This is a genomic window from Acinetobacter sp. UBA6571, assembly GCF_002434085.1.
Taxonomy (GTDB): domain Bacteria; phylum Pseudomonadota; class Gammaproteobacteria; order Pseudomonadales; family Moraxellaceae; genus Acinetobacter; species Acinetobacter radioresistens.
In genome coordinates this window covers 111,841-134,843 of sequence record NZ_DJJJ01000067.1, presented here as the reverse complement: position 1 = coordinate 134,843, position 23,003 = coordinate 111,841, and the positions used below count along the sequence as shown (strand labels likewise).

The window sequence follows — 23,003 nt, the reverse complement described above, 5'->3', positions numbered from 1 at the left end:
CAGCTTTTCGTGGTAAACAGCGTCTCTGGCAGACTCGTGTCAGCAAGCAAGGGTTAAGTGCCGGAGCTGAGGCAGCTGATGGCGTGGTTATTGTTGGTAACCGTAAAGGTCAGCTGTTTGCCTTGGAACAGGCAACAGGCAAGCAATTATGGACTGCGCAGTTATCAGGGGCTTTACTCAGCCCCTCACTGATACAAGCTGGTCGTGTTATTACTGTGGCAAATGATGGGAATGTCTTTGCACATGACCTGGCCTCTGGGCAAGAGGTCTGGGCATACCGGTTGCCAAATGCACAGTTTAGTCTGCGTGGCCAGGCAGCCCCAGTTTCTGCTGATCCGCGTACAGTACTGATTGCTTCATCTAATGCCTATATTTATGCTTTGGATGTATTAACGGGTGTGCCGCGTATGCAGCGCCGTGTAGCGGTCAGTAGCGGTCGCTCGGATGTGCAGCGCCTGATTGATATTGATGGTGATCCTGTGATGGCTGGCCAGTTTTTGGTGACGACCAGTTATCAGGGGCAAGTTACTGTAACTGATCTGGCATCACAACAGGTAGTCTGGAGTGAAGATGCCAGCAGTACACAGCGTCCGGAAGTTTTTAACAACACGGTTTTTGTTGCACAGAACGATGGTAAAGTCACGGCATTTAATCTCACGACAGGTGAACAGCTCTGGCAGAATGATAGCCTGCTCAACCGTCGTTTAAGTAATCCAGTGATACTTGGTCAAGAGCTGGTGGTTGGTGATCTGGATGGTGTATTACATTTGATTGATCCAGCCTCTGGGCAACTGGTAGGTCGCTCTAAAACCGGTGGCGAAGTACGTTCACTACAGGTAATTGATGGGCAGCTCTACGTTTCTACCAGAAAGGGAGCGTTAAGCGTCTGGCAGAATCGTTAATTCTTCTCTGCTTGTGCTAAAATAAACCCAACCGTATTTTTTGAAACGCGGGGTAATTGAAATTTCAATGCCCCGTGTTTTTATTTAGATCTGTGATCTATTATTTTCTTCCAAAGTTTCTGATGTTCAGACCAGACCAACTGGCTGATCTTGAATAAAGGTTAATCTATGAAACCCGTAATTGCGCTCATTGGTCGTCCGAACGTCGGAAAATCAACGTTGTTCAACCAGATTACCAAGAGCCGTGATGCCCTTGTAGCCGACTTCGCCGGCCTAACACGTGACCGCAAATATGGCGATGCTGTGTATCAAAACAAATCCTTTATCGTAGTCGATACAGGCGGTATTGGCGAAAGCGAACAGGGAATTGATTCTTACATGGCAGAGCAGTCTAAAACTGCAATTCATGAAGCCGATCTCATTATTTTTGTAGTTGATGCGCGTGCGGGGCTATTGGCCTCTGATGAACAGATTGCGCGTGAACTACGCACACTTGGCAAAAAAGTCTTTCTGGTAGCCAATAAGGTAGATGGCGTACATGCAGAAGCAGCTGTGGTCGAGTTTTATAAACTCGGTCTTGGTGAGCCCATGCATGTTGCAGCAAGTCATGGTCGCGGTGTGGCACAGATGCTGGAAGAAGTGCTGGCAGATGTACCTGAAGATGAGAATCCGGAAGAACATGATAAAGCTACAGGCCTGCGTCTGGCTATTATTGGCCGTCCGAATGTCGGTAAATCTACTCTGGTTAACCGGTTGCTTGGTGAAGAGCGCGTAGTTGCATATGATGAGCCTGGAACTACACGTGATTCAGTCTATATTCCATTTGAGCGCGATGGTCGTCAATATACTCTCATTGATACTGCTGGTGTACGCCGTAAAGGTAAAGTCGATGAAATGATCGAGAAATTCTCGGTAGTAAAGACTTTGCAAGCCATGAAAGATGCACATGTAGTGGTAGTGGTGCTCGATGCCCGTGAGGGCGTGGTAGAGCAGGATCTACACCTGATCGGTTATGCACTTGAAGCTGGCCGGGCCATGGTAATTGCGATCAACAAATGGGACAACATGTCTGAATATGATCGCAAGCAGTGTAAACTGGATGTAGACCGCCGTTTTGATTTTATTCCTTGGGCGCGTATCCATCTGATTTCAGCATTACATGGTACTGGTGTAGGTGATCTTTATCCTTCAATCCATCGGGCTTATGATTCATCTCACCTGAAAGTATCACCAGCTAAATTAACACAGATACTTAATGATGCAACCGAAGCACATCAGCCACCTATGGTTGGTGGCCGCCGGATTAAAATGCGTTATGCTCATATGGGTGGACAAAATCCGCCAACGATTGTGATTCACGGTAACAAGGTCGACAAGACTCCTGCAGATTATCGCCGTTATCTGGAAAATGTTTTCCGTAAAGTTTATAAGCTTGAAGGTACACCGGTTAAAATCGATTTTAAAACTTCAGAAAATCCATTCGAAGGACGTAAATCACAGCTTGATGAGCGTACTGCTGCACGTCGCCGTCGTTATATCCAGAAATTTAAAAAAGCTGAGAAAAAATTCAAGCGTTAAGCTAAATAGTGCTTTAACATAATTTAAAAACCCAAATTTCAATTTGGGTTTTTTTGTTTAATCATGAACCGTTATACTGCTTCTAATTTAGTGAACCGGATAAAATATGCTGCGTGTTGATATCTGTGCTATGAAGCGTTTCGAGCAGGTTGATCCACAACAGGAACTGCGCCAGCAAATCCAGCAGCGTAAGCAGGCTATTTACGCTTATCGAAATCGTCTGCTGAGTGAAATACTGGGACAGCCCATCACTGCCTTAAGTTTTGCTTGTACATGCCACGGTAAACCGTACTTAAAAGAACATAATCTGGCAATCAATCATACCCATAGTAAAAAAATCTATGCATTAGTGACCAGTTCTGAGCAGCAGGACATAGGAATTGATGTTGAGGATCTGGAACGTCAAGTAAAGCTGGATGCTTTGGCACAACATGCATTTCATGAAGAAGAATATCAAACCTGGAAGTCTATGGATAAAGACAGGCTGTACTGGTTTAAAGTCTGGACAGCGAAAGAAGCAATTTTAAAGGCCAGTGGTTTAGGCATCCGTTTAAGTCTGAAAGATATAAATACCAGAGTCCATCCCATGTATGATAACTCACAGATGCAGCATGAATCTCTTGGGTATTTTGCTTACCAGCATTTTGAAGTTGCCCAGAGCCTGATCACCGTCGCTTGGCGCACCGGACAGGGCTGTGGTGAATTTATTTTCCCGCGTATTCAGATTTATCGGAATTAAAAAGCCTATCCGGAGATAGGCTTTAATGAAATATTGCTCCGGGATGAAATTATGGAATTTCATCCTCGAACTCTGGTTTTACCTGTACGATAAAGTCCTGACGGTTCAGACCACGCCACAGTGCAAATGAAGTACCAATATAAATAGAAGAATAAGTACCTACAAATACGCCTACAAACATGGCTACAGAGAACCAGTGTAGACCTTCACCACCCATGAGCATCATGGCAATAACCACGAGTAACAGGGTCATCGAGGTGTGAACAGTACGGCGCAAGGTTTCGGTAAGCGCAATATTAACAATCTCGCGTGGCTCGGCACCACGAATTTTACGGAAGTTTTCCCGAATACGGTCAGAGACTACAATATTGTCATTTAGCGAAAATCCGATAAGTGCCAGAAGTGCTGCCAGTACGGTCAGGTCAAATGGCCACTGCATCATGGCAAAAATACCGATTGTCACGATGATATCGTGGAACAAGGATAATACTGCCCCGATTGCCAGTTTAAACTCAAAACGGATGGTGACATAAATCAGCATCAGGACAAGTGCTAGCGCTACTGCACCTGCTGAGCGTACATACAGTTCATTACCAACCTGACCCCCTACCGAATCAATCTTGCTAACTTCAGCAGGGTTATTTGGCAGTTGGGCTGCTTTAGTCAAGGTACTGTTGAGGTCTTCAACATTTATGTCTTGTGCGGGCATACGTATCAAGAGATCACTATTGCTTCCCAAGGTTTGTACAACTGCATCTTTAAAACCGGCATCATTTAACGCACGGATAACTTCTCCCTGATTGGCTGCCTGTTTATAGTTCAGCTCGGCAGAGATACCGCCTGTAAAGTCCAGCCCGAGATTTAGGCCTTTAGTAACGATAAAAAACAGGCTACCGACAGTAAGGATTATCGAAATAATAGCTGCCGGTAAGGCAATTTTCATAAAGTCGATAACGCGCTCATTATCAGGACGGCCGTACTGTTTTTGCTTTGGTTGAGTATTCTCAGTCATCATCGATCTCCTTAAATGCTCAACTTCTTCAAGTTACGACGCTTGCCATAAATGATCTGTACGATCGCACGCGTTACCGTAATTGCAGTAAACATCGAACAGGCAATACCAATCATGAGTGTTACAGCAAAACCTTTGATTGGACCAGTACCGATCGCAAATAGGATAAAGGCGACGAGGAAGGTGGTCAGGTTTGAGTCAAAAATGGTGTTATAGGCTCGATCATAACCTGCCACAATGGCCTGTTTGGGCGAGGCCCCCCATTTCATTTCTTCTCTGATTCGCTCACAGATCAGTACGTTCGCATCGACGGCCATACCGATTGTAATAACAATACCTGCAATACCCGGCAAGGTTAGTGCGGCACCAATCCATGACATGATGCTTAAAGTCATTGCCAGGTTAAAAACCAAAGCAAAGTTGGCAATCAGACCAAATAAACGGAAGAAGACCACCATCCAGATAGCGACCAGCAAGAAACCGATTTGAGTAGAAAGCACACCCTTGTCGATATTTTCCTGACCTAGTGACGGGCCAACTACACGCTCTTCAACAAAGTACATTGGAGCAGCAAGTGCACCTGCACGTAGCATAAGTGCCAGTTCAGACGCTTCTTGTGGAGAATCGAGTCCGGTAATACGGAACTGCGACCCTAGTACGGCCTGAATGGTTGCAGCGTTAATCACTACAGATTCTGCATAAGGTGTACGTACTTCGGTCTGTGTGCCGGTAACCGGATCAGTGACATAGCTGATACGCTGTTTGTTTTCGATAAACAGTACAGCCATGCGTTTACCCACAGCATTACGGGTGGCATCTGCCATCAGTTTGCCGCCAGCACTGTCTAAAGTAATATTAACTTCAGCACCACCTGTATCCTGGCTAAAGCCTGAAGAGGCATTTTGGACCCGTTCACCTGTCAAGATACGGTTACGCTGTAACAGTAATTGGCGACCGCTGTCTAGCGATTCATAAGCAAACAGTTCTGTACCAGGAGGTAACGGCTGGCCATTAGATTTCCCGGTATAGGGATCAATATACTGATCATTTAAGTCGGAAACTAAGCGGAACTCCAGGTTAGCTGTGCGGCCAAGTACCCGTTTTGCTTCTGCTGTGTCCTGTACACCTGGCAGGTCGACTACGATACGATTACTGCCTTGGGTCTGAACCAGTGCTTCCGCCACCCCCAGTTCGTTAATACGGTTGCGCAGTGTGGTTAAGTTCTGGTTAACAGCATATGACTGGATTTCCTGTCTGCGTGCATCAGTATACGTGAGGCGCAACATAGGACCAGTACTGCTAGCCAGTGCTTGCTGGGTGAACTCATTGCCATTGCGGCGTAAAAAGTCCATTACAGCTTCACGGTCGTCATTTTGTGCAAACTGGAGATTGATCTGATTATTATTCAGAGTCAGGCTATTAAACTTGAGATTATTTTCACGAAGCTGACGGCGCAAGTCGGTCGCGGATGTTTCCATACGCTGTGAGAGGGCTTTATCCATATCCACTTCTAACAGGAAGTGTACACCACCACGCAAGTCCAAGCCCAGTTTCATTGGTTTTGCGCCAATTTTCTGTAGCCACTCAGGTGTAGTAGGCGCCAAATTCAGGGCCACAACGTATTCTTCACCCAGAGCGCGGCGTAGCACATCTTTTGCTTTGAGTTGTGCATCAGTAGAGTCTACACGCAATAGGGCAGCGTTATTGGTAAAGGTATTGTCATGAGACGGAATGTTTGCCTCTTTCAATATTTGCTCTGCTTTTTGTATCACACTCTGATCAATTTGAGTGCCGGCTTTTGCACCAGAAATCTGGACCGCCGGTTCATCGGGATACAAGCTAGGCAGTGCGTACAGGGTGCTGATCACCAGAACCACCAGGATCAGCAGATATTTCCATGCAGGGTAACGCATTTGCTGTCTTCTTAAAATGAAAAAGCCGTGCGGGGTGCACGACTGTTTTTATGATTAAAGGTTATTCAGGGTGCCTTCAGGCAAAACTGAAATGACACTAGCACGCTGGATTTTTACATCTACACCGCGGCTTAGTTCTACTACTGCAAAATCGCCTTCAAGCTTGGTAATACGGCCCATCAAGCCACCGGCAAAAACCACTTCACTGCCTACACCCAGACTTTCAACGAGGGTACGGTGTTCTTTGGCACGTTTGGCCTGTGGACGCCAGATCAGGAAATAGAAAATTGCAATAAATACTGCAATCATCAATAAGTTAGCCATCATGCTCGGGCCTTGCTGAGCCGCCGGCGCAGCGTGAGCAGTAGAGATTAAAAAGCTCATGTCGATTTCCTATTAAATATTAAAACTGTTGCCATTGTCATGACATTTAAATTGAGTTGACCTGCAATTTACCTTGTCTTTTTGTTGAGCGCAAATACTGCTTTCTCAATCTTCAGGGCAAGGCGGTACTTCCATTCCACGACGTGTATAGAAGTCCTCAACAAAAGCTTCAAAGGTATCATTGTCGAGTGCATCACGGATGTCTTGAGTGAAGCGCTGGTAATAGCGCAGGTTATGAATGGTTCCTAGCATGGAGCCCAGCATTTCACCACATTTCTCGAGGTGGAACAGATAAGCCCGGGTAAAATTCTTGCAGGTATAGCAGTCACAGTGCGGGTCAAGCGGGCTCTGATCATGACGGTATTTGCTGTTGCGAATACGGACCAGACCATCTGTCACAAAATAATGACCGTTCCGCGCATTTCGGGTAGGCATGACACAGTCAAACATATCAACCCCACGGCGGATACCTTCAACAATATCTTCAGGTTTACCAACACCCATGAGGTAGCGAGGTTTATCATGCGGCATTCTGTTAGGAAGATAATCCAGCACTTTGATCATCTCTTCTTTCGGCTCACCAACAGATAAGCCACCAATTGCATAGCCATCAAACCCGATTTCAAGCAGGCCTTCTAGTGATTCATCCCGAAGATCTTCATACATGCCACCCTGAATAATACCGAACAACGCATTTTTATTGTCCAGAACTTCATGATGGTGGGTCTTGCAACGTTTAGCCCAGCGTAAAGACAGCTGCAATGATTTCTGCGCTTCTTCATGGGTCGCTGGATAAGGCGTACATTCATCAAAAATCATGACAATATCGGAGTTCAGAACTTTCTGAATTTCCATAGAAACTTCAGGTGAGAGAAAAACTTTTGAGCCGTCAATAGGTGAGCGAAAAGTCACACCTTCTTCTTTGATTTTGCGCATGGCGCCCAGACTAAATACCTGAAAGCCACCAGAGTCAGTTAAAATAGGCTTATCCCACTTAATAAATTCGTGCAGACCGCCGTGTTCTTTTACAACATCCAGGCCTGGACGCAAATACAAGTGAAAGGTGTTTCCTAAAATGATTTGTGCCTGAATTTCTTCAATATCACGTGGAAGCATGCCTTTAACAGTACCGTAAGTACCCACTGGCATAAATACCGGTGTTTCAACCACCCCATGTTCAAGTGTTAAACGGCCACGGCGGGCACGACCCGACTGACCCAATTTTTCAAACTTCATACCATGTCCAAATCAAGGCGAAAAAACAGTTCGCTGATGTGCAAAATAAAAAAGAGGTCTATTGTCCTTGATTCTGTCATGGAGTTCTACTGTTAAATGTAGCCGCAGCATATGAAAAACTAGACAGACCGATATGTTGCAAAGCGGTGCGTATTTAAAAGTTTGGACGATAGTCAAAGTTTTGCAGGGTAGACTGGTCGCGAAACGGGCGAATAGCCTTTTTACCTGTAGTCAGCGTATTGATCATATTATTCGGAAATATCTGGATATGATTATTAAACAGTTCCACATTACGGTTAAAAATACTGATAGCGGCACTGACATTTTCATTTTGCTCATCAATTTCATTCATCATGCGCAGATAAATTTCATTAGCTTTAAGCTCAGGATAGTTCTCAACTATAACATTCAGATTACGCATGAGTTCATGACTCAAGCTTTCTACCCGTTGTAGCTGAGAGATATCAGTGCTTTTAAGATTAAGTTGCATAATCTGCTGACGTAGTTCGGTAACCCGCTCTAAGGTACTTTTTTCAAAGCCTGCGTATTGTTCGACTAGTGGGACCAGTCCGTCAAGAACCTTGACTTTCTGCCGTTCATAGGTGGCTACATCTGCCCAGGCGCGCTGCGCAGCATTATAATGCCGGACAATCGAGTTCCGGATATAGATCACTGCAATGATCAAAACCACAAAAAATAAAATAAAGAGCCCTAACCCCATCATTATTTTCCTCAAGTCTATTTATTGTAAAAGTTGCTCTAAGTTATTTAGCAGTTTTTCATAGGCGCCTAAACGCAATGTTCGCAGGTGCCCGCGCAAACTGGAGATATCTTCTCTATTTTGCGCTTTTGTATGAATTTTAAAAAGGTTCTGCCGGTTTAAAAAGCACATTATATGATGTTCATGATGAAACAGCAGCTCGCCAGAATGTTGTGTAAAGAACTGATCTAAACGTAAAGTCATAGCTGGAGTCATGGTTTTAGCGAGCTCAAGCGGTTCAAGACCATAAATACGTAATTTCTGGTTAATCTGTAGGTCACTGCTATACCAGGCAGAGCTATACGGAGCACCAAACTCTTTATTGGATGTGGTTACTGCCAGCCCAAGTGTGGGAGCTTCAAAAACAAAGATACCCCATAAAGTCTTCTGCGTTCTTTGTACCGCTACTTGCTGTGTATCCTGCCCGGCGATTTTTATTTCATTGATGAAATCGTACTGAAAAAGCATGATTGGCCGCTCTCGGCCCTGTTGATCTTTCCAGGTGGTACTGGCATATACAGGTAGCATATTTGATACAGAACCCTGCTGAAATACAGGAAACAGGTTTTTAAGCCGGGCGATAAAGAAAAAAGGCTGCGTAGAATCTGGAAAATGAGGGGGTAATTCCTGAAAGTTGAGCTGATATTTTTTCTCGAGTATCTGCTGTTCCAGAAACTGAATCACTTCAGTGAGTGGCTGATCCGACTCATAACAGAGATAGGCAAATAATCCCAAAACAAAGGCAGTTAAAAAGCTTAATCCGGCAATAAGGCTGTGCTGTATAAAAAATATTCCAAATAATGTAAAGCCACTTGCTATAACGAGCAGTATGAAAGGTAATACATTATTGAATTTCAGGCCAGGATGATCTCCCCAGGGATGGAGTCCATCTAGAATATCCTGATAGGTTTTTGCCTGTTGGCCCACTTGCCACAGCCGGGCAATATTATCCAGAACCTGCCGGTTGATCTTGCGATGAATACGTAGCGTATATTTAACAGTTTCAACCGGCATAACTATTTACCTGTTCACTGTTTTATCGATCAGCATGGCGTCACCATAACTGAAGAAACGGTAATGCTCTCTTACGGCATGCTCATACGCTGCCAGAATATAATCACGTGTTGAAAGTGCTGAAACCAGCATCAGCAGGGTAGACTCCGGTAAATGAAAGTTGGTGATCAGCCGGTCTACTACACAGAACTGATAACCCGGATAAATAAAGATCTGGGTATCTCCAGTCCATGCCTCAATTTTACCGTTATGAGCCTGCGCTGCGCTTTCAAGTGCACGTGTAGCAGTAGTACCTACTGCAATAACTTTATTACCGCGAGCCTGTACTTGCTTAATCAGCTCTACCGTATTCTCGGGCACTTCACACCATTCACTGTGCATAATATGATTTTCAATATCTATACTACGAACAGGTAAAAAAGTACCAGCGCCTACATGCAGGGTAACAAATGCTTGCTGTACACCTTTTTCTGATAATTTGTTTAAAAGGACTTCATCAAAATGCAGACTGGCAGTAGGTGCAGCAACACTGGCAATTTTCTCTGGATCGTGAAATACCGTCTGATAACGCTCGCTGTCAATCGCCTCTGCTTCACGGTTAAAATAAGGCGGAATGGGTAATTGCCCGTGCTGATCCAGGACCTGCAAAATCGGTTGTGAAAACTCGACAACGAACAGGTTCTCATGGCGGCCTTGTACAGTGACTTTAACCTCATCTGCACCAATAAACAGCTCTGCACCAGCTTTAGGTGAATTACTGGCTTTAATATGACAGTGGGCAATAGTCTGATCAAAAATACGTTCTACCAGTATTTCAACTGCTCCACCAGTTGCACGCCTGCCTTTAAGTCGAGCCTTCATAACTTTGGTATCATTCAGGACCAGCAGATCACCGGGTTCAAACAATTCCAGAATATCGGTAAAGTGACGATCGCTATATTGGCCCTCACTATTTAAGTGTAAAAGCCTTGAAGCACTACGCTGTGCTAGAGGGTAACGTGCAATTAATTCATCGGGGAGGTTAAAAGAAAAGTCAGAAAGTTGCATGACACAAAACAATTAAAAAATTGTACCTAGTATAGTGCTTTTTGATTAATGATGGAAAAAATACGGTTTTGTTCAGCTATTGCTTTTATTGTGATTTAAAAATAGGCAAACAGTCAGTACTTTACATTGACAACATTTGGAAAGACGCTATTATACACACACCCACTCTTCTTCCCGAGGTGGTGAAATTGGTAGACGCGGCGGACTCAAAATCCGCTGTCAGAGATGACGTGTCGGTTCGAGTCCGACCCTCGGGACCACTATAATTAGATCCAAATATCTATTATTATAATTTCCTTTATTTCAAATATTTACCAGTATATAACATGTTTTGTTTCTTAATTGTTATTATTGCCGTTGTATCTATGTCTAAAGTTTGCTAATTGTTTAATAAAGATTTATTTTTAACTGATTTTTACTGAAGTTGCGGTTATTACCTACAATATTTTTAATGAGGCGAGCATGACATTACAATTATTAGAGTTAGATCAGGCTGATCAGCTCAGTGCTTGTAAATTATCGTTATTACTGGGTATCTTCGAACCGCATAACCAGGTGGAATCCTGTTTACGTTTTGCTCGACGTATTTTAAGAAGTAAAAACGCTATTTTAACTTTTAAGGCAGAGCCTTATATCTGGTATCTTTCTTCAAAGGGTATGAGACTTTTTCATAGCCATCCTGATGCAGATTTAGGACCTTATTTCAATAGTCAACCTTATATAGACCAGCAACATTCTGATTATCACGGCTTTTGTCAGCATATTCGTCACTTGGGTGTAGAGCATCAGCGCATGGTTGCTTTTGATATGCTCAAGACTGATAAAGAATCAATTGGACAGATTCTGTTTTTTGATGACAGCTCTGAGCCTTTTGAAAATGAAGATATTGAGATAGTTAAAGATTACTGTGAACGTCTGGTTCGCTATTTAGAGTTAAAATTCGAGCATGCTGAACTTAAGGAATTATATGAACAGCAATCGGCATTAAATTTTAGTAAAACCAAGTTTTTCCAGATTATTGCACATGACCTGCGTGCACCTTTTCATGGGTTGCTCGGTTTCTCTGAAGTATTGTCACAAGAGCGCAATACGCTTGACGACTCCAGTATCCAGAATATTGCAGATTATCTTTATGATACTGCACAGTCGACTTATAACCTTTTAGAAAGCCTGCTCAACTGGGCAATGGCAGAAGGCGGCCGGTTTGTCTATCATCCGATCAACTTCAATTTAAAGCAGGTCACCAAAATTGTTCGTGATGTACTTAATACACTAGCGATTAAGAAAAACATTCAGTTAATTGATGAAGTGCCGGATGATCTCAAGGTATATGCAGATATTAATATGCTGACTTCGATTATCCAGAACCTGGTATCAAATGCATTAAAATTCACGCCAATGGACGGTACGGGTAAAGTGACCATTCAAGCACAGCCCGGCCCAGATGGGGTGGAAATTTATATCCGGGATACCGGCCTAGGTATGTCTGAAGCACAAATAGCGAATATTTTTCAGCCGCGGATTACTGTCAGCCTTAAAGGTACGGCGGGTGAAAAAGGAACAGGTCTGGGATTGACACTCTGTAAGCGGTTTGTAGACCTGAATAAAGGTGAAATTTGTGTCATGTCTAAGGAAGGTGAAGGTACTACTTTCAAAGTTACTTTGCCGGAAGCAACTGACCAGCATACGGTTTTGCCACTTGATATGGCGAAGTCAGACAGCACTACAAATTTAGTATAATTATTTTCCTAAAGCCAAATTCACCTGTTATAACTACATATAAATACAGGTGAAGGGTGGTTTATGAACGCGAAGCAGTTGCAAAAGACTTTAAGAGCCAGTCAATATGCTGAACAGATACTAGGTCTTTATCAAAACGAACTTGAACAAGATTATACTGTAGATCAGTTTGCAACCCCGCTATCACATGAACAGATTAAAGATCGGGTGTCTTCTGTACTTGACTCAATTCAGGATGAGCACGCATGGATGCGAGCGATCCGAATACTCCGTGCTCGTCTCATGTTTCGCTGGATCTGGCAAGATGCTAACCACCTGACTGATGTAGTTACACTTACACAAGAACTCTCAGATTTTGCTGATGCCTGTATTTGTGCAGCAAAGGCCTTCGCCCGTATTCCACTGGTATTAAAGCATGGCGAACCAATCGGTTATTCGGGCCAAGTCCAGGACCTGATTATTATTGCTATGGGAAAACTGGGAGCACAGGAACTTAATCTGTCGAGCGATATTGACCTGATTTTTGCCTTTGATGAGCAAGGCGAGACCAATGGCCGTAAATGTATTGATGTACAACAGTTCTGTATTGCGTGGGGCCAGAAAATTATTTATTTGCTGGAGCATATCACTGCTGAGGGTTTCGTCTTTCGTGTAGATATGCGCTTACGTCCCTGGGGAGATGGTTCGGCACTGGCCATTAGCCATGCAGGATTAGAAAAATATTTAAGCCAGCATGGGCGTGAATGGGAGCGCTATGCCTGGATCAAGGCCCGTATTGTGTCTGGTGGAAGGGCGGGCGAAGAGTTACTGGAAATGACCCGTCCTTTCGTGTTTCGGCGTTATGTCGATTACACTGCGTTTCAGGCCATGCGTGAAATGAAGGTCATGATTGAACGTGAAGTCATGCGCCGCAATATCGAAGACGATATTAAACTCGGTGCCGGTGGTATCCGTGAAGTTGAATTTATTGTGCAGGTTTTTCAGCTGATTTATGGTGGTTCCAAACTTGAACTACAGGAACGCCAGTGTCTGGCAAATTTGACGCATCTGAGCGAATCAGGTCTGCTTGAGCCAGAAGCTGTAGCGGATCTGGAAGATGCCTATCTGTTTCTGCGTCGTCTGGAACACGCCATTCAGGCACTGAATGATCAGCAGACCCAGTCCCTGCCGACTGAGCCGGAGCTGCGGCAGCGATTGATTGATACCTTGGGCTTTGATAGCTGGGAGAGTTTTCTGGAAGTCCTTAATCAGAAACGGTCTAAAGTCTCTTACCAGTTTGCACATCTGATTCAGGAGCGTGACAGGGAAGCACCAGTAGAGAACTTTCAGCATCTCGAAGAAGAGCTGGAGAGTGTGCTTGATTCCAATGCACAAAAGCTGATTCATGAGTTTTGGCATGGCCACGCCTTGAATAAGTTACCAGCTAAGGCCGTTCAACGTTTAAAAACTTTTTGGCCTTATCTGGTCGATGCAGTATTACAGTCGGATAAACCACAAGTTGCATTACTACGTTTAATGCCTTTAATTGAATCTGTAATGCGCCGTACGGTTTATCTGGTAATGCTGATTGAAAGTAAGGGAGCATTACAGCGTTTGGTAAAGATGGCCACAGTGAGTCCATGGATACTGGAGGAGCTGACTCATTACCCGGTATTGCTGGATGAGTTTCTCACAATGGACTTCGAGTTGCCCAAACGCCGTGATCTTGAAGATTCACTACGGCAGCAGCTCATACGCATTGAGCTTGAGCAGGTTGAAGACCAGATGCGGGCCTTGCGCCTGTTTAAAAAATCTAATGTCTTGGCTGTAGCAGCCAGCGATGTACTGGCAGAAAGTCCGCTTATGAAAGTATCTGATGCCCTGACAGACATTGCTGAAGTTTCTATTATTGCTGCATTGAATCTGGCCTATCAGATCGTGGCAAAAAAACATGGTTATCCACTAGACGCTGACGGACGACGCTGCTCCTTGGACTATCTCGGATTTTCTGTGGTGGGTTATGGTAAAGTCGGTGGTATTGAGCTGGGTTATGGCTCAGATCTGGATCTGGTGTTTATTCATTATATGAGCGAACAGGCGGATACAGATGGCCTGAGACCTATCAGCGGTTTCGAGTTTGCCATGCGAGTAGGGCAAAAATTTATATCTCTTATGACGACTCAGACCCTAGATGGACGAGTATATGAAGTAGATACACGGTTACGCCCTTCTGGAGAAGCTGGTCTGCTGGTGACCAGTTTAAAAGCCTTTGAACAATATCAATTAAAAAATGCCTGGCTTTGGGAGCATCAGGCATTGGTTCGGGCCCGTTCGATTGCTGGGGATGACAGTTTACGACAAAAATTTGAGGCGTTACGCTGCCGTATTTTAACTCTGCCGCGTGATGAAAAATTTGTGCGTACTGAAGTTTTAAAAATGCGTCAGAAGATGAAAGCCCACCTGGGTTCTTCCAAAGAACAGAAAAAAGGTGGAATTTTTCATTTAAAACAGGATGCGGGTGGTATCGTTGATATCGAATTTATGGCACAGTATATTGTGTTGGCATGGGGTGGGGCGAAACCGGATCTCGCTCACTATTCCGACAATGTAAGAATCCTAGAAGATGCTGCGAAAGCCGGTTACTTATCCAGTGACGATGCAACAGCACTGATTCAGGCTTATCTCAGTGAACGAGCCGAGAGCCACCGTTTAGCACTTGCAAATCAATCCATGCAAGTCAATGCTGCGGAATGGCACGATACCCGCGAGATCGTTTGCAAGTTATGGCAAAGATTAATAGATCCCACAGCAATACTTGCTTTGGATAGTGACTGACTGTGTAAAAATTTGGAGTGTGTGCCATGAATTTGGCTGATCGTGATGGTTTTATTTGGCAAGATGGACAACTGGTTGACTGGCGTGATGCAAAAATTCACGTCCTGACTCATACTTTACACTATAGTATGGGCGTGTTTGAGGGCGTCCGGGCATATGAAACTCCACAAGGCACAGCCATTTTTCGTCTACAGGACCACACCAAGCGCTTGTTAAACTCTGCAAAAATTTATCAGATGAAAGTTCCATTTGATCAGGCAACATTAGAGCAGGCGCAAATCGATGTGGTTCGTGAAAATAAGCTGGCATCTTGCTATTTACGTCCATTAATCTGGATTGGTTCTGAAAAACTTGGTATTGCTGCAACCAATAATACGATTCATGCGGCAGTTGCAGCTTGGGGCTGGGGTGCTTACCTGGGTGAAGAGGCAATGGCTAAAGGTATTCGTGTAAAAACTTCTTCCTTTACTCACCATCATCCGAATGTGACCATGTGTAAGGCCAAGGCTTCGGGTAACTATACGCTGTCTATTCTTGCGCACCAGGAAGTAGCACATTCAGGCTATGATGAAGCTATGCTGATGGACCCGCAAGGCTATGTATGTCAGGGTTCAGGGGAAAATGTTTTCCTGGTTAAGGATGGTGTGTTGCACACTCCGGATATTGCGGGTGGAGCATTGGATGGTATTACCCGTCAGACCGTCATTACAATTGCTAAGGATTTAGGCTATGACGTGGTAGAACGTCGTATTACCCGTGATGAATTCTATATTGCTGATGAAGCATTCTTCACCGGTACTGCAGCTGAAGTTACACCAATCCGTGAATATGATGACCGTGAGATTGGTTGTGGTGCACGTGGGCCAATCACTGAACAGATCCAGAGTACATTCTTTAATGCAGTGCAGGGTAAAGATCCGAAATATGCACACTGGTTAACTTACGTAAAATAAGTAAAGCCGATATGATTAAAAGGCGAAATTTTATTTCGCCTTTTTTTATTATGGAATTGGGTTATGCATATTGTATATGTGAGTGATGGCAAGGCTGGTCATCGCTCTCAGGCATTAGGTCTTTTTAAGGCAATGCAAAAGCAAACAGATATTGAGCTCACTTTTGAAGAAATTTCGATTGATCAGTTAGCACTGTTGAGTTTGTTGGCCGCATATAAGAAACAAAAACTTGCAGCAGTATCGCAGCCACCAGATTATATTGTTGGGGTAGGCAGTCATACGCAATTCCGTGTTTTTTTGATGGGCAAGGTTTTTCCGCAAGCGAAAACTGTCATTTTAATGAAGCCAAATTTTCCATTGTCTTGGTTTGATCATGTGATTATTCCTGAACATGATGGTGTTACTGAACAGGGCAATGTGATTGTTACACAAGGTGCGCTGAATCCAATTGAAAATGAGCAGCGACACATAGCAAACCGTATTTTGATTGCATTAGGTGGTTCATCTAAACGGCATGTTTGGAATGCAGATAAGGTGTTGTCTGCGATTGGGCAGATCGTGCAGCAGAATATGCAGTGTGACATTATTTTGACAAGTTCTAGGCGTACACCTGCTGATTTTTTAGCGACATTGGCTCAGCAAAGTTTTGCTTCACAATTGCAAATTTTCCCAGTTGAAGAAACGCCGCAGGGTTGGATTTTTGAAGAGATGCAAAAAGCGGAAGCAGTATGGGTGACTGAAGATAGCGTATCTATGATGTACGAGGCACTCACCGCAGGTTGTAAAGTAGGGCTTATTCAGATAGATCGTGTGAAAGAGGATCGGATTACGCGTTCGGTACAACACTTGCTTGATCAAAAACTTGTATCGAATGCTAGACAAATTGCTGAATTATATTCTACGCCTGCTTTTAAAGAAGCGGAGCGTGTGGCAACATATCTTTTAATCAAGTAGCTGTGATTGAATCGTGATTTATATTCTGATTGTTTTATTTATATTGTTGTTCGCATTCAGTTATAAGTACGCATGGTGGAAGCCAGCAATAGATTGGAATAGACCACGTATATTAATGTATCACATGGTGCGTGAGCATATTGATGGTGCCAAGTTTAATAAATTGCGGGTTAAACCTATTGAGTTTAAAAAGCAAATAGCATGGCTTAAAGCAGAGGGTTTTAATTTTGTAACTATGCAGGAACTGCAGGATAATTGGGGGAATCACCCAGAAAAAACAGTTGCGATTACCTTTGATGATGGCTATTTAGATAACTTGGAAAATGCTTTTCAAATTTTAGAAAAACATCAAGCTAAAGCTACGATTTATGTAGTGGTAGACCGGCATGATCGAGATTGGTCAACATATAAGAAAGCCCACCATAACAGTGGTGAGCTGGCGCGTGAACCAAAGCTTAATGATGAGCAAGTGCAGTTTTTAGCAAATTCTGGTTTGGTGGAAATAGGTTCTCATACGCTAACACATGCCAATTTGGATAAGCTGAATGATGAAGAATGTTTACATGAGCTGGTTGATTCGAAAACTCAGCTAGAGCAGTTAACACAAAAATCTGTAAATAGTTTTGCCTATCCTTTCGGTATTTATTCTGAGCGCGATGTGCGTTTAGCAGAGCAAGCAGGATATAGTAATGCCGTAACAACACAAGAAGGCATAGATGGAAAAGTGCCTGATTTTATGCAGTTGCAACGTATTAAAATAAGCGGAAAAGATTCATTATTTGCTTTTAAATTACGAATGAAATTGGGGAAGCGGGCTTAATTGCTTTCTCTGCTATTAATTTTCCTTACATGATCTAATTGATTGAAGTAAGTTGTAAGCTTCATCCGATGTTTGTTCCATGTTTGAATTGGATGAAGATGACTTGTTAAGTAAATGACGAAGTCTGAAAATTTTCGCTGGGGTGTGTGGCGTATACTTTTCCAATAGGTTGAAATTGCTTTTTTGATCAGTAGTTTTTTATTTTGTTCAGCAATATCTGGATAGTCTCGGATAAAATCATCAATTGTGAAGAACATATCATGGTGTTGTTGTTCTAGATGGCGGGATAGGCGGTTTTCCCCACGAATAGATTTTGTTTCAGTCACATCTAAAATAACAAAAACACTATGTAAGTCACTAGAGATTATTTTTTTTGAATATTTGGATAAGTTCAAAGCTAATGATTCATCTTGAATAAATATATTTTCATTGCAACCTTTAGACTTTTGAAATAATTCACGTGTACACATAACGCACATCTGCATAATATTATTTTCAAGTACATAATTTAAAGGTGTTGTGCTAGATTGCCATGTTGCAAGAGTATGCCTCTGAATTTCATTTAGATCGTGAATTTTCACCTTTTCTGCATAACATAAATCGGCATTTTGCTTTTGCATTTCTGCTAAAAACATATTGAGACGATTAGGTGCTAAAATATCATCAGCATCCATGAAAAATAGATAATCGCCAGTTGCAGAAAATGCACCTTGATTTAAGCGAACAGCTGGACCTTTATTATCTGTATTTTGAATGATTTTGATTTTTGGATAAGTCTCTATTAGATATTTACTGTTTTTGCTCCATTGTGGGTCTGTAGAGCAGTCATCTACCACAATAATTTCATGTAAATTTTTATCTTGCGGTTGTAGTGATTCAATGGTTCTATTGAGTAATAAACCTTTATTATAATGAGTGAGGATGACTGAAATCATTTTAATATCCTAAATTACGTTTAAATGCTTGAACAATCGGTCTAATTAAATCTAAGTCTTGGGTGTTTTTTAAATCAGGACGCTTAAAATTCTCTGCCAAATTTTGTCTCTGCATTAGATTGTATTGTAGATATTTACAATTCAAAGGCTCCAAAACAGATTTGGAACTATAAATTGAGCTAACTAAACGGCCACTTTGAATTGTTTCTGCCAGCATGGAGGTACTGTCTTCAGTAACAAAAATATAGCTGGACTGTTGAATAAGCTGCACCAAAGATAAAGCATTTTCAGTTTGAACTAAATGTAATTGAATATTTGAGGGAATAGAGGTCTTTTGAAAATAGCCTTCTAAATTAGGTGTGCGGCGAGAATTGGTAATTAATCCTTTCAACTGATTTTGAGCACAAAAAGCAATAAATTTTTTAATCATTTTTTCAAAATCTTCAGTTGAAAAAGGATGCTCATCTGTCGGACCACCTAAAACTAATAAAGCCGTAGTTTGATCAAGCTGATCATACTGTAAGGTAAAAAAGTCTTTTTTTACTGGAGGGGTAGTTAGCACTACTTGGTCAGAGTCCGTTTTTTGTTCTAGTGCTGTAATGGTACAGTTGACCAACTGTCCATTTACCTTGCGCAAATCGCCCGCATAAAATATTGGAACTTTTAATTTCCGGCTTATCGCAAGGCCATAGAGCAAATTTGGCATGCCTGAACAAATAATACAGTCAATATTTTGCTTGTGTGGCAAATCATTAAAAAGAATATGTGAGCAAAGATCGAATAAATAAGGATACCAAGTCAGTTTTTTTAACAGGCTGATCTGCCATTTTTTTATATCAGGAGTTTCTGCATTTTTTAAAGTTGTTGCATAAGCTGTTTCTAGGCAGTCATATACGCCAAGGCTGGGATTTAAATGTCCAGCACGTTGGTCATGAATGAGGAGAACTGCAAGACTAGGTTTGCTTTTCATAATATTTGAAAGTTTGATCTATCTATTTGGTATGGTAGCAAAATTCATTAAATTTGTCAGAACTGCTAGTTATGAGCTAAGTGTGTAATTTAAGAAAGGGGAATAGATTAAATAAGTTTAAAATATTAGAATATTGAGATAAAGGGTCACTGCTTAAATTGTTTTAAGGTTATATTTTGAAAAAATTGAAGATTATTAATACTGTATATGGTGATGCAACTGGCGGTAGATGGCAAGCTATGTTGAATATTGCCGATACCTTAGAGCAGATAGGAGGACATGAAGTTGTTCTATTGCGTGGTGAGGAAAATAAACATTTAAGCAGTGGTCAACGTCCTATTCATGTAATTCCAAATACTGGATTCTATAGCATTATTGCTGCCATGAAGGTTCGAAATTTTATCCAACAGCAACAACCGGATGCTGTAATCGCTCATAGTGGAAAAGCGGTATGGCTTTTCAAGAATGCTATGATTGGTATGGAAAAGAAAATTCCTGTTATTGCAGTTAATCATAGTCATAATGTGAAACGGACAGTGCGTGCAGATGCATTTATTCATATTACTCCTTATATTCAGGATTTAGTTAAATCAAGGCTCACTAAGGAGCAAGATGAACAAAAAATGCATCGTGTCATTTCAAATCTTATGCATTTACCTGATGAGCCAGCACTTCCATCTCCTTTGAAATCTCCACCAACTATTGGCATGCTGACACGAATGATTCCAAATAAGGGAGTTCATGTTGTAATTGAAGCTATTCATATACTTAATAAAAGAGGAATATCTATAAATGCTATTCTTGCTGGTGATGGCGAGAATAAACAAGAATATCAAGAAATGGTAAAGAGCTTCGGAATTGAACATCTAGTAAAATTTCCTGGCTGGGTAGATGCTCAACAAAAAGTCGAGATTTATCATCAAGCAGATATGATGGCGATTACCTCATTAACTGATATTCAACCACTCGGTATTTTAGATGCATTTGGCTGGGGAAAGATCGTATTGAGTAGTGATCATATTGGACCTATGCAAGTATGTAAGCATCGTGAAAATGCTTGGGTTAGTAAAGTTGGAGATCCTGAAGACTTGGCTAATGGTATTGAATATCTGATAAATCATCCAGATGAAGCATTAGAAATTGCACAAAATGCAAAACAAGAAGCATTAAATATTTATAGCTTTGAACAAATTGCGAAAGAGCATAATAAGTTTATTTCAGAAGTGGTTGAGTATTTTAATAGTTTAAGAGCAAAGTCTTAAATTTCAACTGTTTCTTAAATATAGAGTTGCGTAAACCTTTAGATTGATAGAGTAAATAATGAATTTTCTTATAGTTGGAGCTGGTTTTACAGGTGCTGTTATTGCCAGAGAGTTGGCTCAACAGGGACATCAAATCACGGTGATTGATCAGCGTTCTCATATTGCTGGAAATTGTCATACTTTACGAGACGAGAATACAGGGATCATGGAGCATGTCTATGGACCACATATTTTTCATACAAGTGATGAATTAGTATGGAAATATATTAATAAGTTTGGTGAGTTTGTTCCTTACATTAATCGTGTGAAAACAACATATAATAATGAAGTATATTCGTTACCAATTAATTTACATACGATTAATCAATTTTATAAAAAAAGTATGAACCCTCAAGAGGCAAAGGATTGGATTAAATCAATTGCATCAGATGATATTCAAGAACCAAAAAACTTTGAGGAGCAAGCTTTAAAGTTTATTGGTAAAGATTTATATGAGTCTTTTTTTAAAGGTTATACTAAAAAACAATGGGGATGTGAACCGAGTAGTTTGCCTGCCAGTATTCTAAAGCGTTTGCCTGTTCGTTTTAATTATGATGATAATTACTTTTCACATAAATATCAGGGTATGCCTCGAGATGGTTATACTTATTTAGTGCAAAATATTTTATCACATGAAAATATTGCTATTAAACTTACTACAAAATTCGATGCTGTATTAAAAAATGAATTTGATCATATCATTTGGACGGGCAAGCTTGATGAGTGGTTTGATTACAAAAAAGGTCATTTAGGTTATAGAACTCTAGATTTTATTAAGTTTGAGGCGGAAGGAGATTTTCAAGGTACTGCAGTAATGAATTATGGAAATGAAGAGGTTCCATTTACACGTATTTCAGAGCACAAGCACTTTACACCTTGGGAAGAACATCATCGAACTATTTATTTTAAAGAATATAGTCGAGCATGCACAGAAAAAGATATTCCTTATTATCCTATTAGATTGGTTGATGACAAAAAAATCTTAGATGAATATATAAAGCTTGCTCGGGATGAGCGAGGAGTAACATTTGCAGGACGATTAGCAACTTATCGTTATATGGATATGGATGTAACAATAAGAGAGGCTTTAGATTTGTCAAAAAAAATGCTTAAAGATATCGTACAAGGAAAACTGATTGAAAGTTTTTACCATCAGGAGGGTATTTCCTGATGAAACATGAGGTCTACATCGCAACGCACAAAGCATATGATTTTCCATATATAGAGCCTTATATTCCGATTCATGTTGGAAAGGAAAACTCATTATTAGATCTAGGTATTATCGGTGATAATACTGGAGATCATATATCTCACCTTAACTCTTCATTTTGTGAATTAACAGCTTTGTATTGGATGTGGAAAAATTCTGAGGCAAAAATATTAGGATTAGTACACTATCGACGTTATTTTGTGAATCAACAAGGTGAGCTACTAACAACAAATGATATTAGCCAATTAGCTGAAAATCATATTTGGGTCGCAAAGAGAAATCAGTTCTTTAAAGTTAAAAAAGTTTTTGGATTACGATTTTCAAAAAAAGCTATTAGCGTTAAAGAACATTATGAAAAAGATCACTATCTGGCTGACTTTATTTTATTACGTCAAATAATTGAGAAGAATAGTCCTGAATATATTAAGGCATTTGATTGTTTGAGTAATTCGATTAAAGGAATATCTTTATTCAATATGTTTGTCATGCATAAAATTTGGTTAGACAAATACTGTAATTGGATGTTTAAAATTTTATTTGAGCTTGAAAAAGAATTAGATATTTCTTCTTATAATTCATATCAAAAAAGAATATTTGGTTTTTTGTCTGAGCGACTATTTAATGTGTTTTTATTGCATCATAATAATGAAATAAAAGTAAGTGAAATTGATGTCGTAATGAAATAATATTAGACTTCTTGCGTTAGTCACATTTTAAGTAG

General features: G+C 41.3%; 20 protein-coding genes and 1 tRNA gene. 12 read left to right on the top strand and 9 right to left on the bottom strand.

Annotated elements, in window-relative coordinates:
* The 3 genes from bamB to B3X18_RS15195 form a co-directional block, all read left to right on the top strand.
* On the top strand, nucleotides 1–902 hold a 902-nt coding region (gene bamB / locus B3X18_RS15205), incomplete at its 5' end, for an outer membrane protein assembly factor BamB (RefSeq protein WP_286935804.1).
* 168 nt (nucleotides 903–1,070) lie between these two features.
* A complete protein-coding gene (gene der / locus B3X18_RS15200; RefSeq protein WP_005016493.1) occupies nucleotides 1,071–2,480 on the top strand; it encodes a ribosome biogenesis GTPase Der in 1,410 nt (469 codons plus the stop codon).
* Nucleotides 2,481–2,586: 106 nt separating this feature from the next.
* The gene (locus B3X18_RS15195) at nucleotides 2,587–3,219 is read left to right on the top strand and encodes a 4'-phosphopantetheinyl transferase family protein (RefSeq protein ID WP_005023395.1); all 633 of its coding nucleotides are present in this window, start codon (nucleotides 2,587–2,589) and stop codon (nucleotides 3,217–3,219) included.
* 49 nt (nucleotides 3,220–3,268) lie between these two features.
* Here B3X18_RS15195 and secF read toward each other — a convergent pair whose 3' ends face one another.
* The 7 genes from secF to queA form a co-directional block, all read right to left on the bottom strand.
* Nucleotides 3,269–4,234 carry a protein translocase subunit SecF gene (gene secF, locus B3X18_RS15190; RefSeq protein ID WP_005404573.1) on the bottom strand — a complete coding sequence of 322 codons (966 nt, stop codon included), beginning with the start codon at nucleotides 4,232–4,234 and terminating at the stop codon, nucleotides 3,269–3,271.
* 8 nt (nucleotides 4,235–4,242) lie between these two features.
* Nucleotides 4,243–6,144 (bottom strand): protein translocase subunit SecD, encoded by a 1,902-nt coding sequence (gene secD, locus B3X18_RS15185; protein WP_005016490.1) that lies wholly within the window; start codon nucleotides 6,142–6,144, stop codon nucleotides 4,243–4,245.
* 54 nt (nucleotides 6,145–6,198) lie between these two features.
* Nucleotides 6,199–6,528 (bottom strand): preprotein translocase subunit YajC, encoded by a 330-nt coding sequence (gene yajC / locus B3X18_RS15180; RefSeq protein ID WP_005016486.1) that lies wholly within the window; start codon nucleotides 6,526–6,528, stop codon nucleotides 6,199–6,201.
* Between the two features lie 105 nt (nucleotides 6,529–6,633).
* Nucleotides 6,634–7,764, bottom strand: coding sequence for a tRNA guanosine(34) transglycosylase Tgt (tgt, locus tag B3X18_RS15175; protein ID WP_005023396.1), 1,131 nt, complete (start codon nucleotides 7,762–7,764; stop codon nucleotides 6,634–6,636).
* 154 nt (nucleotides 7,765–7,918) lie between these two features.
* A complete protein-coding gene (locus tag B3X18_RS15170) occupies nucleotides 7,919–8,485 on the bottom strand; it encodes a LemA family protein (RefSeq protein WP_034675100.1) in 567 nt (188 codons plus the stop codon).
* 21 nt (nucleotides 8,486–8,506) lie between these two features.
* A complete protein-coding gene (locus B3X18_RS15165) occupies nucleotides 8,507–9,538 on the bottom strand; it encodes a hypothetical protein (protein ID WP_005023398.1) in 1,032 nt (343 codons plus the stop codon).
* A 6-nt stretch (nucleotides 9,539–9,544) separates the two neighbouring features.
* On the bottom strand, nucleotides 9,545–10,585 hold the full coding sequence (queA, locus tag B3X18_RS15160) for a tRNA preQ1(34) S-adenosylmethionine ribosyltransferase-isomerase QueA (protein WP_005023399.1): 1,041 nt from the start codon (nucleotides 10,583–10,585) through the stop codon (nucleotides 9,545–9,547).
* Nucleotides 10,586–10,758: 173 nt separating this feature from the next.
* Between queA and B3X18_RS15155 the strand changes: the two genes are divergently transcribed.
* From B3X18_RS15155 to B3X18_RS15130, 6 genes are all read left to right on the top strand, one after another.
* Nucleotides 10,759–10,845: transfer RNA gene (locus B3X18_RS15155), tRNA-Leu, on the top strand.
* A gap of 202 nt (nucleotides 10,846–11,047) precedes the next feature.
* Nucleotides 11,048–12,325 (top strand): sensor histidine kinase, encoded by a 1,278-nt coding sequence (locus B3X18_RS15150; protein ID WP_005023400.1) that lies wholly within the window; start codon nucleotides 11,048–11,050, stop codon nucleotides 12,323–12,325.
* Between the two features lie 63 nt (nucleotides 12,326–12,388).
* Nucleotides 12,389–15,139: a bifunctional [glutamate--ammonia ligase]-adenylyl-L-tyrosine phosphorylase/[glutamate--ammonia-ligase] adenylyltransferase gene (gene glnE, locus B3X18_RS15145; protein ID WP_017400727.1), complete on the top strand. Its 2,751-nt coding sequence runs from the start codon at nucleotides 12,389–12,391 to the stop codon at nucleotides 15,137–15,139.
* Nucleotides 15,140–15,165: 26 nt separating this feature from the next.
* On the top strand, nucleotides 15,166–16,092 hold the full coding sequence (locus B3X18_RS15140) for a branched-chain amino acid transaminase (protein ID WP_005023402.1): 927 nt from the start codon (nucleotides 15,166–15,168) through the stop codon (nucleotides 16,090–16,092).
* A gap of 63 nt (nucleotides 16,093–16,155) precedes the next feature.
* The gene (locus tag B3X18_RS15135) at nucleotides 16,156–17,046 is read left to right on the top strand and encodes a mitochondrial fission ELM1 family protein (RefSeq protein WP_034685948.1); all 891 of its coding nucleotides are present in this window, start codon (nucleotides 16,156–16,158) and stop codon (nucleotides 17,044–17,046) included.
* Nucleotides 17,047–17,059: 13 nt separating this feature from the next.
* Nucleotides 17,060–17,866: a polysaccharide deacetylase family protein gene (locus tag B3X18_RS15130; protein ID WP_034685949.1), complete on the top strand. Its 807-nt coding sequence runs from the start codon at nucleotides 17,060–17,062 to the stop codon at nucleotides 17,864–17,866.
* Here the strand turns inward: B3X18_RS15130 and B3X18_RS15125 are convergent.
* Both B3X18_RS15125 and B3X18_RS15120 read right to left on the bottom strand, forming a co-directional pair.
* Entirely contained in the window at nucleotides 17,863–18,801 is a 939-nt protein-coding gene (locus B3X18_RS15125; RefSeq protein ID WP_034685951.1) for a glycosyltransferase family 2 protein, read from the bottom strand. The genes B3X18_RS15130 and B3X18_RS15125 overlap by 4 nt on opposite strands.
* 1 nt (nucleotide 18,802) lies before the next feature.
* Nucleotides 18,803–19,771 (bottom strand): ELM1/GtrOC1 family putative glycosyltransferase, encoded by a 969-nt coding sequence (locus B3X18_RS15120; RefSeq protein ID WP_034685952.1) that lies wholly within the window; start codon nucleotides 19,769–19,771, stop codon nucleotides 18,803–18,805.
* 176 nt (nucleotides 19,772–19,947) lie between these two features.
* On the opposite strand from B3X18_RS15120, the gene B3X18_RS15115 reads away from it, so the two are divergent.
* From B3X18_RS15115 to B3X18_RS15105, 3 genes are read left to right on the top strand one after another with little or no spacing between them, the layout of a single operon-like run.
* Nucleotides 19,948–21,033, top strand: coding sequence for a glycosyltransferase family 4 protein (locus B3X18_RS15115; RefSeq protein WP_034685953.1), 1,086 nt, complete (start codon nucleotides 19,948–19,950; stop codon nucleotides 21,031–21,033).
* Nucleotides 21,034–21,091: 58 nt separating this feature from the next.
* Complete coding sequence (gene glf, locus B3X18_RS15110; RefSeq protein WP_286935803.1) at nucleotides 21,092–22,243, top strand: UDP-galactopyranose mutase; 1,152 nt, start codon at nucleotides 21,092–21,094, stop codon at nucleotides 22,241–22,243.
* Complete coding sequence (locus B3X18_RS15105; protein WP_230245355.1) at nucleotides 22,243–22,968, top strand: DUF4422 domain-containing protein; 726 nt, start codon at nucleotides 22,243–22,245, stop codon at nucleotides 22,966–22,968. The genes glf and B3X18_RS15105 overlap by 1 nt, the downstream gene beginning before the upstream one ends.
* Nucleotides 22,969–23,003 lie beyond the last annotated feature (35 nt).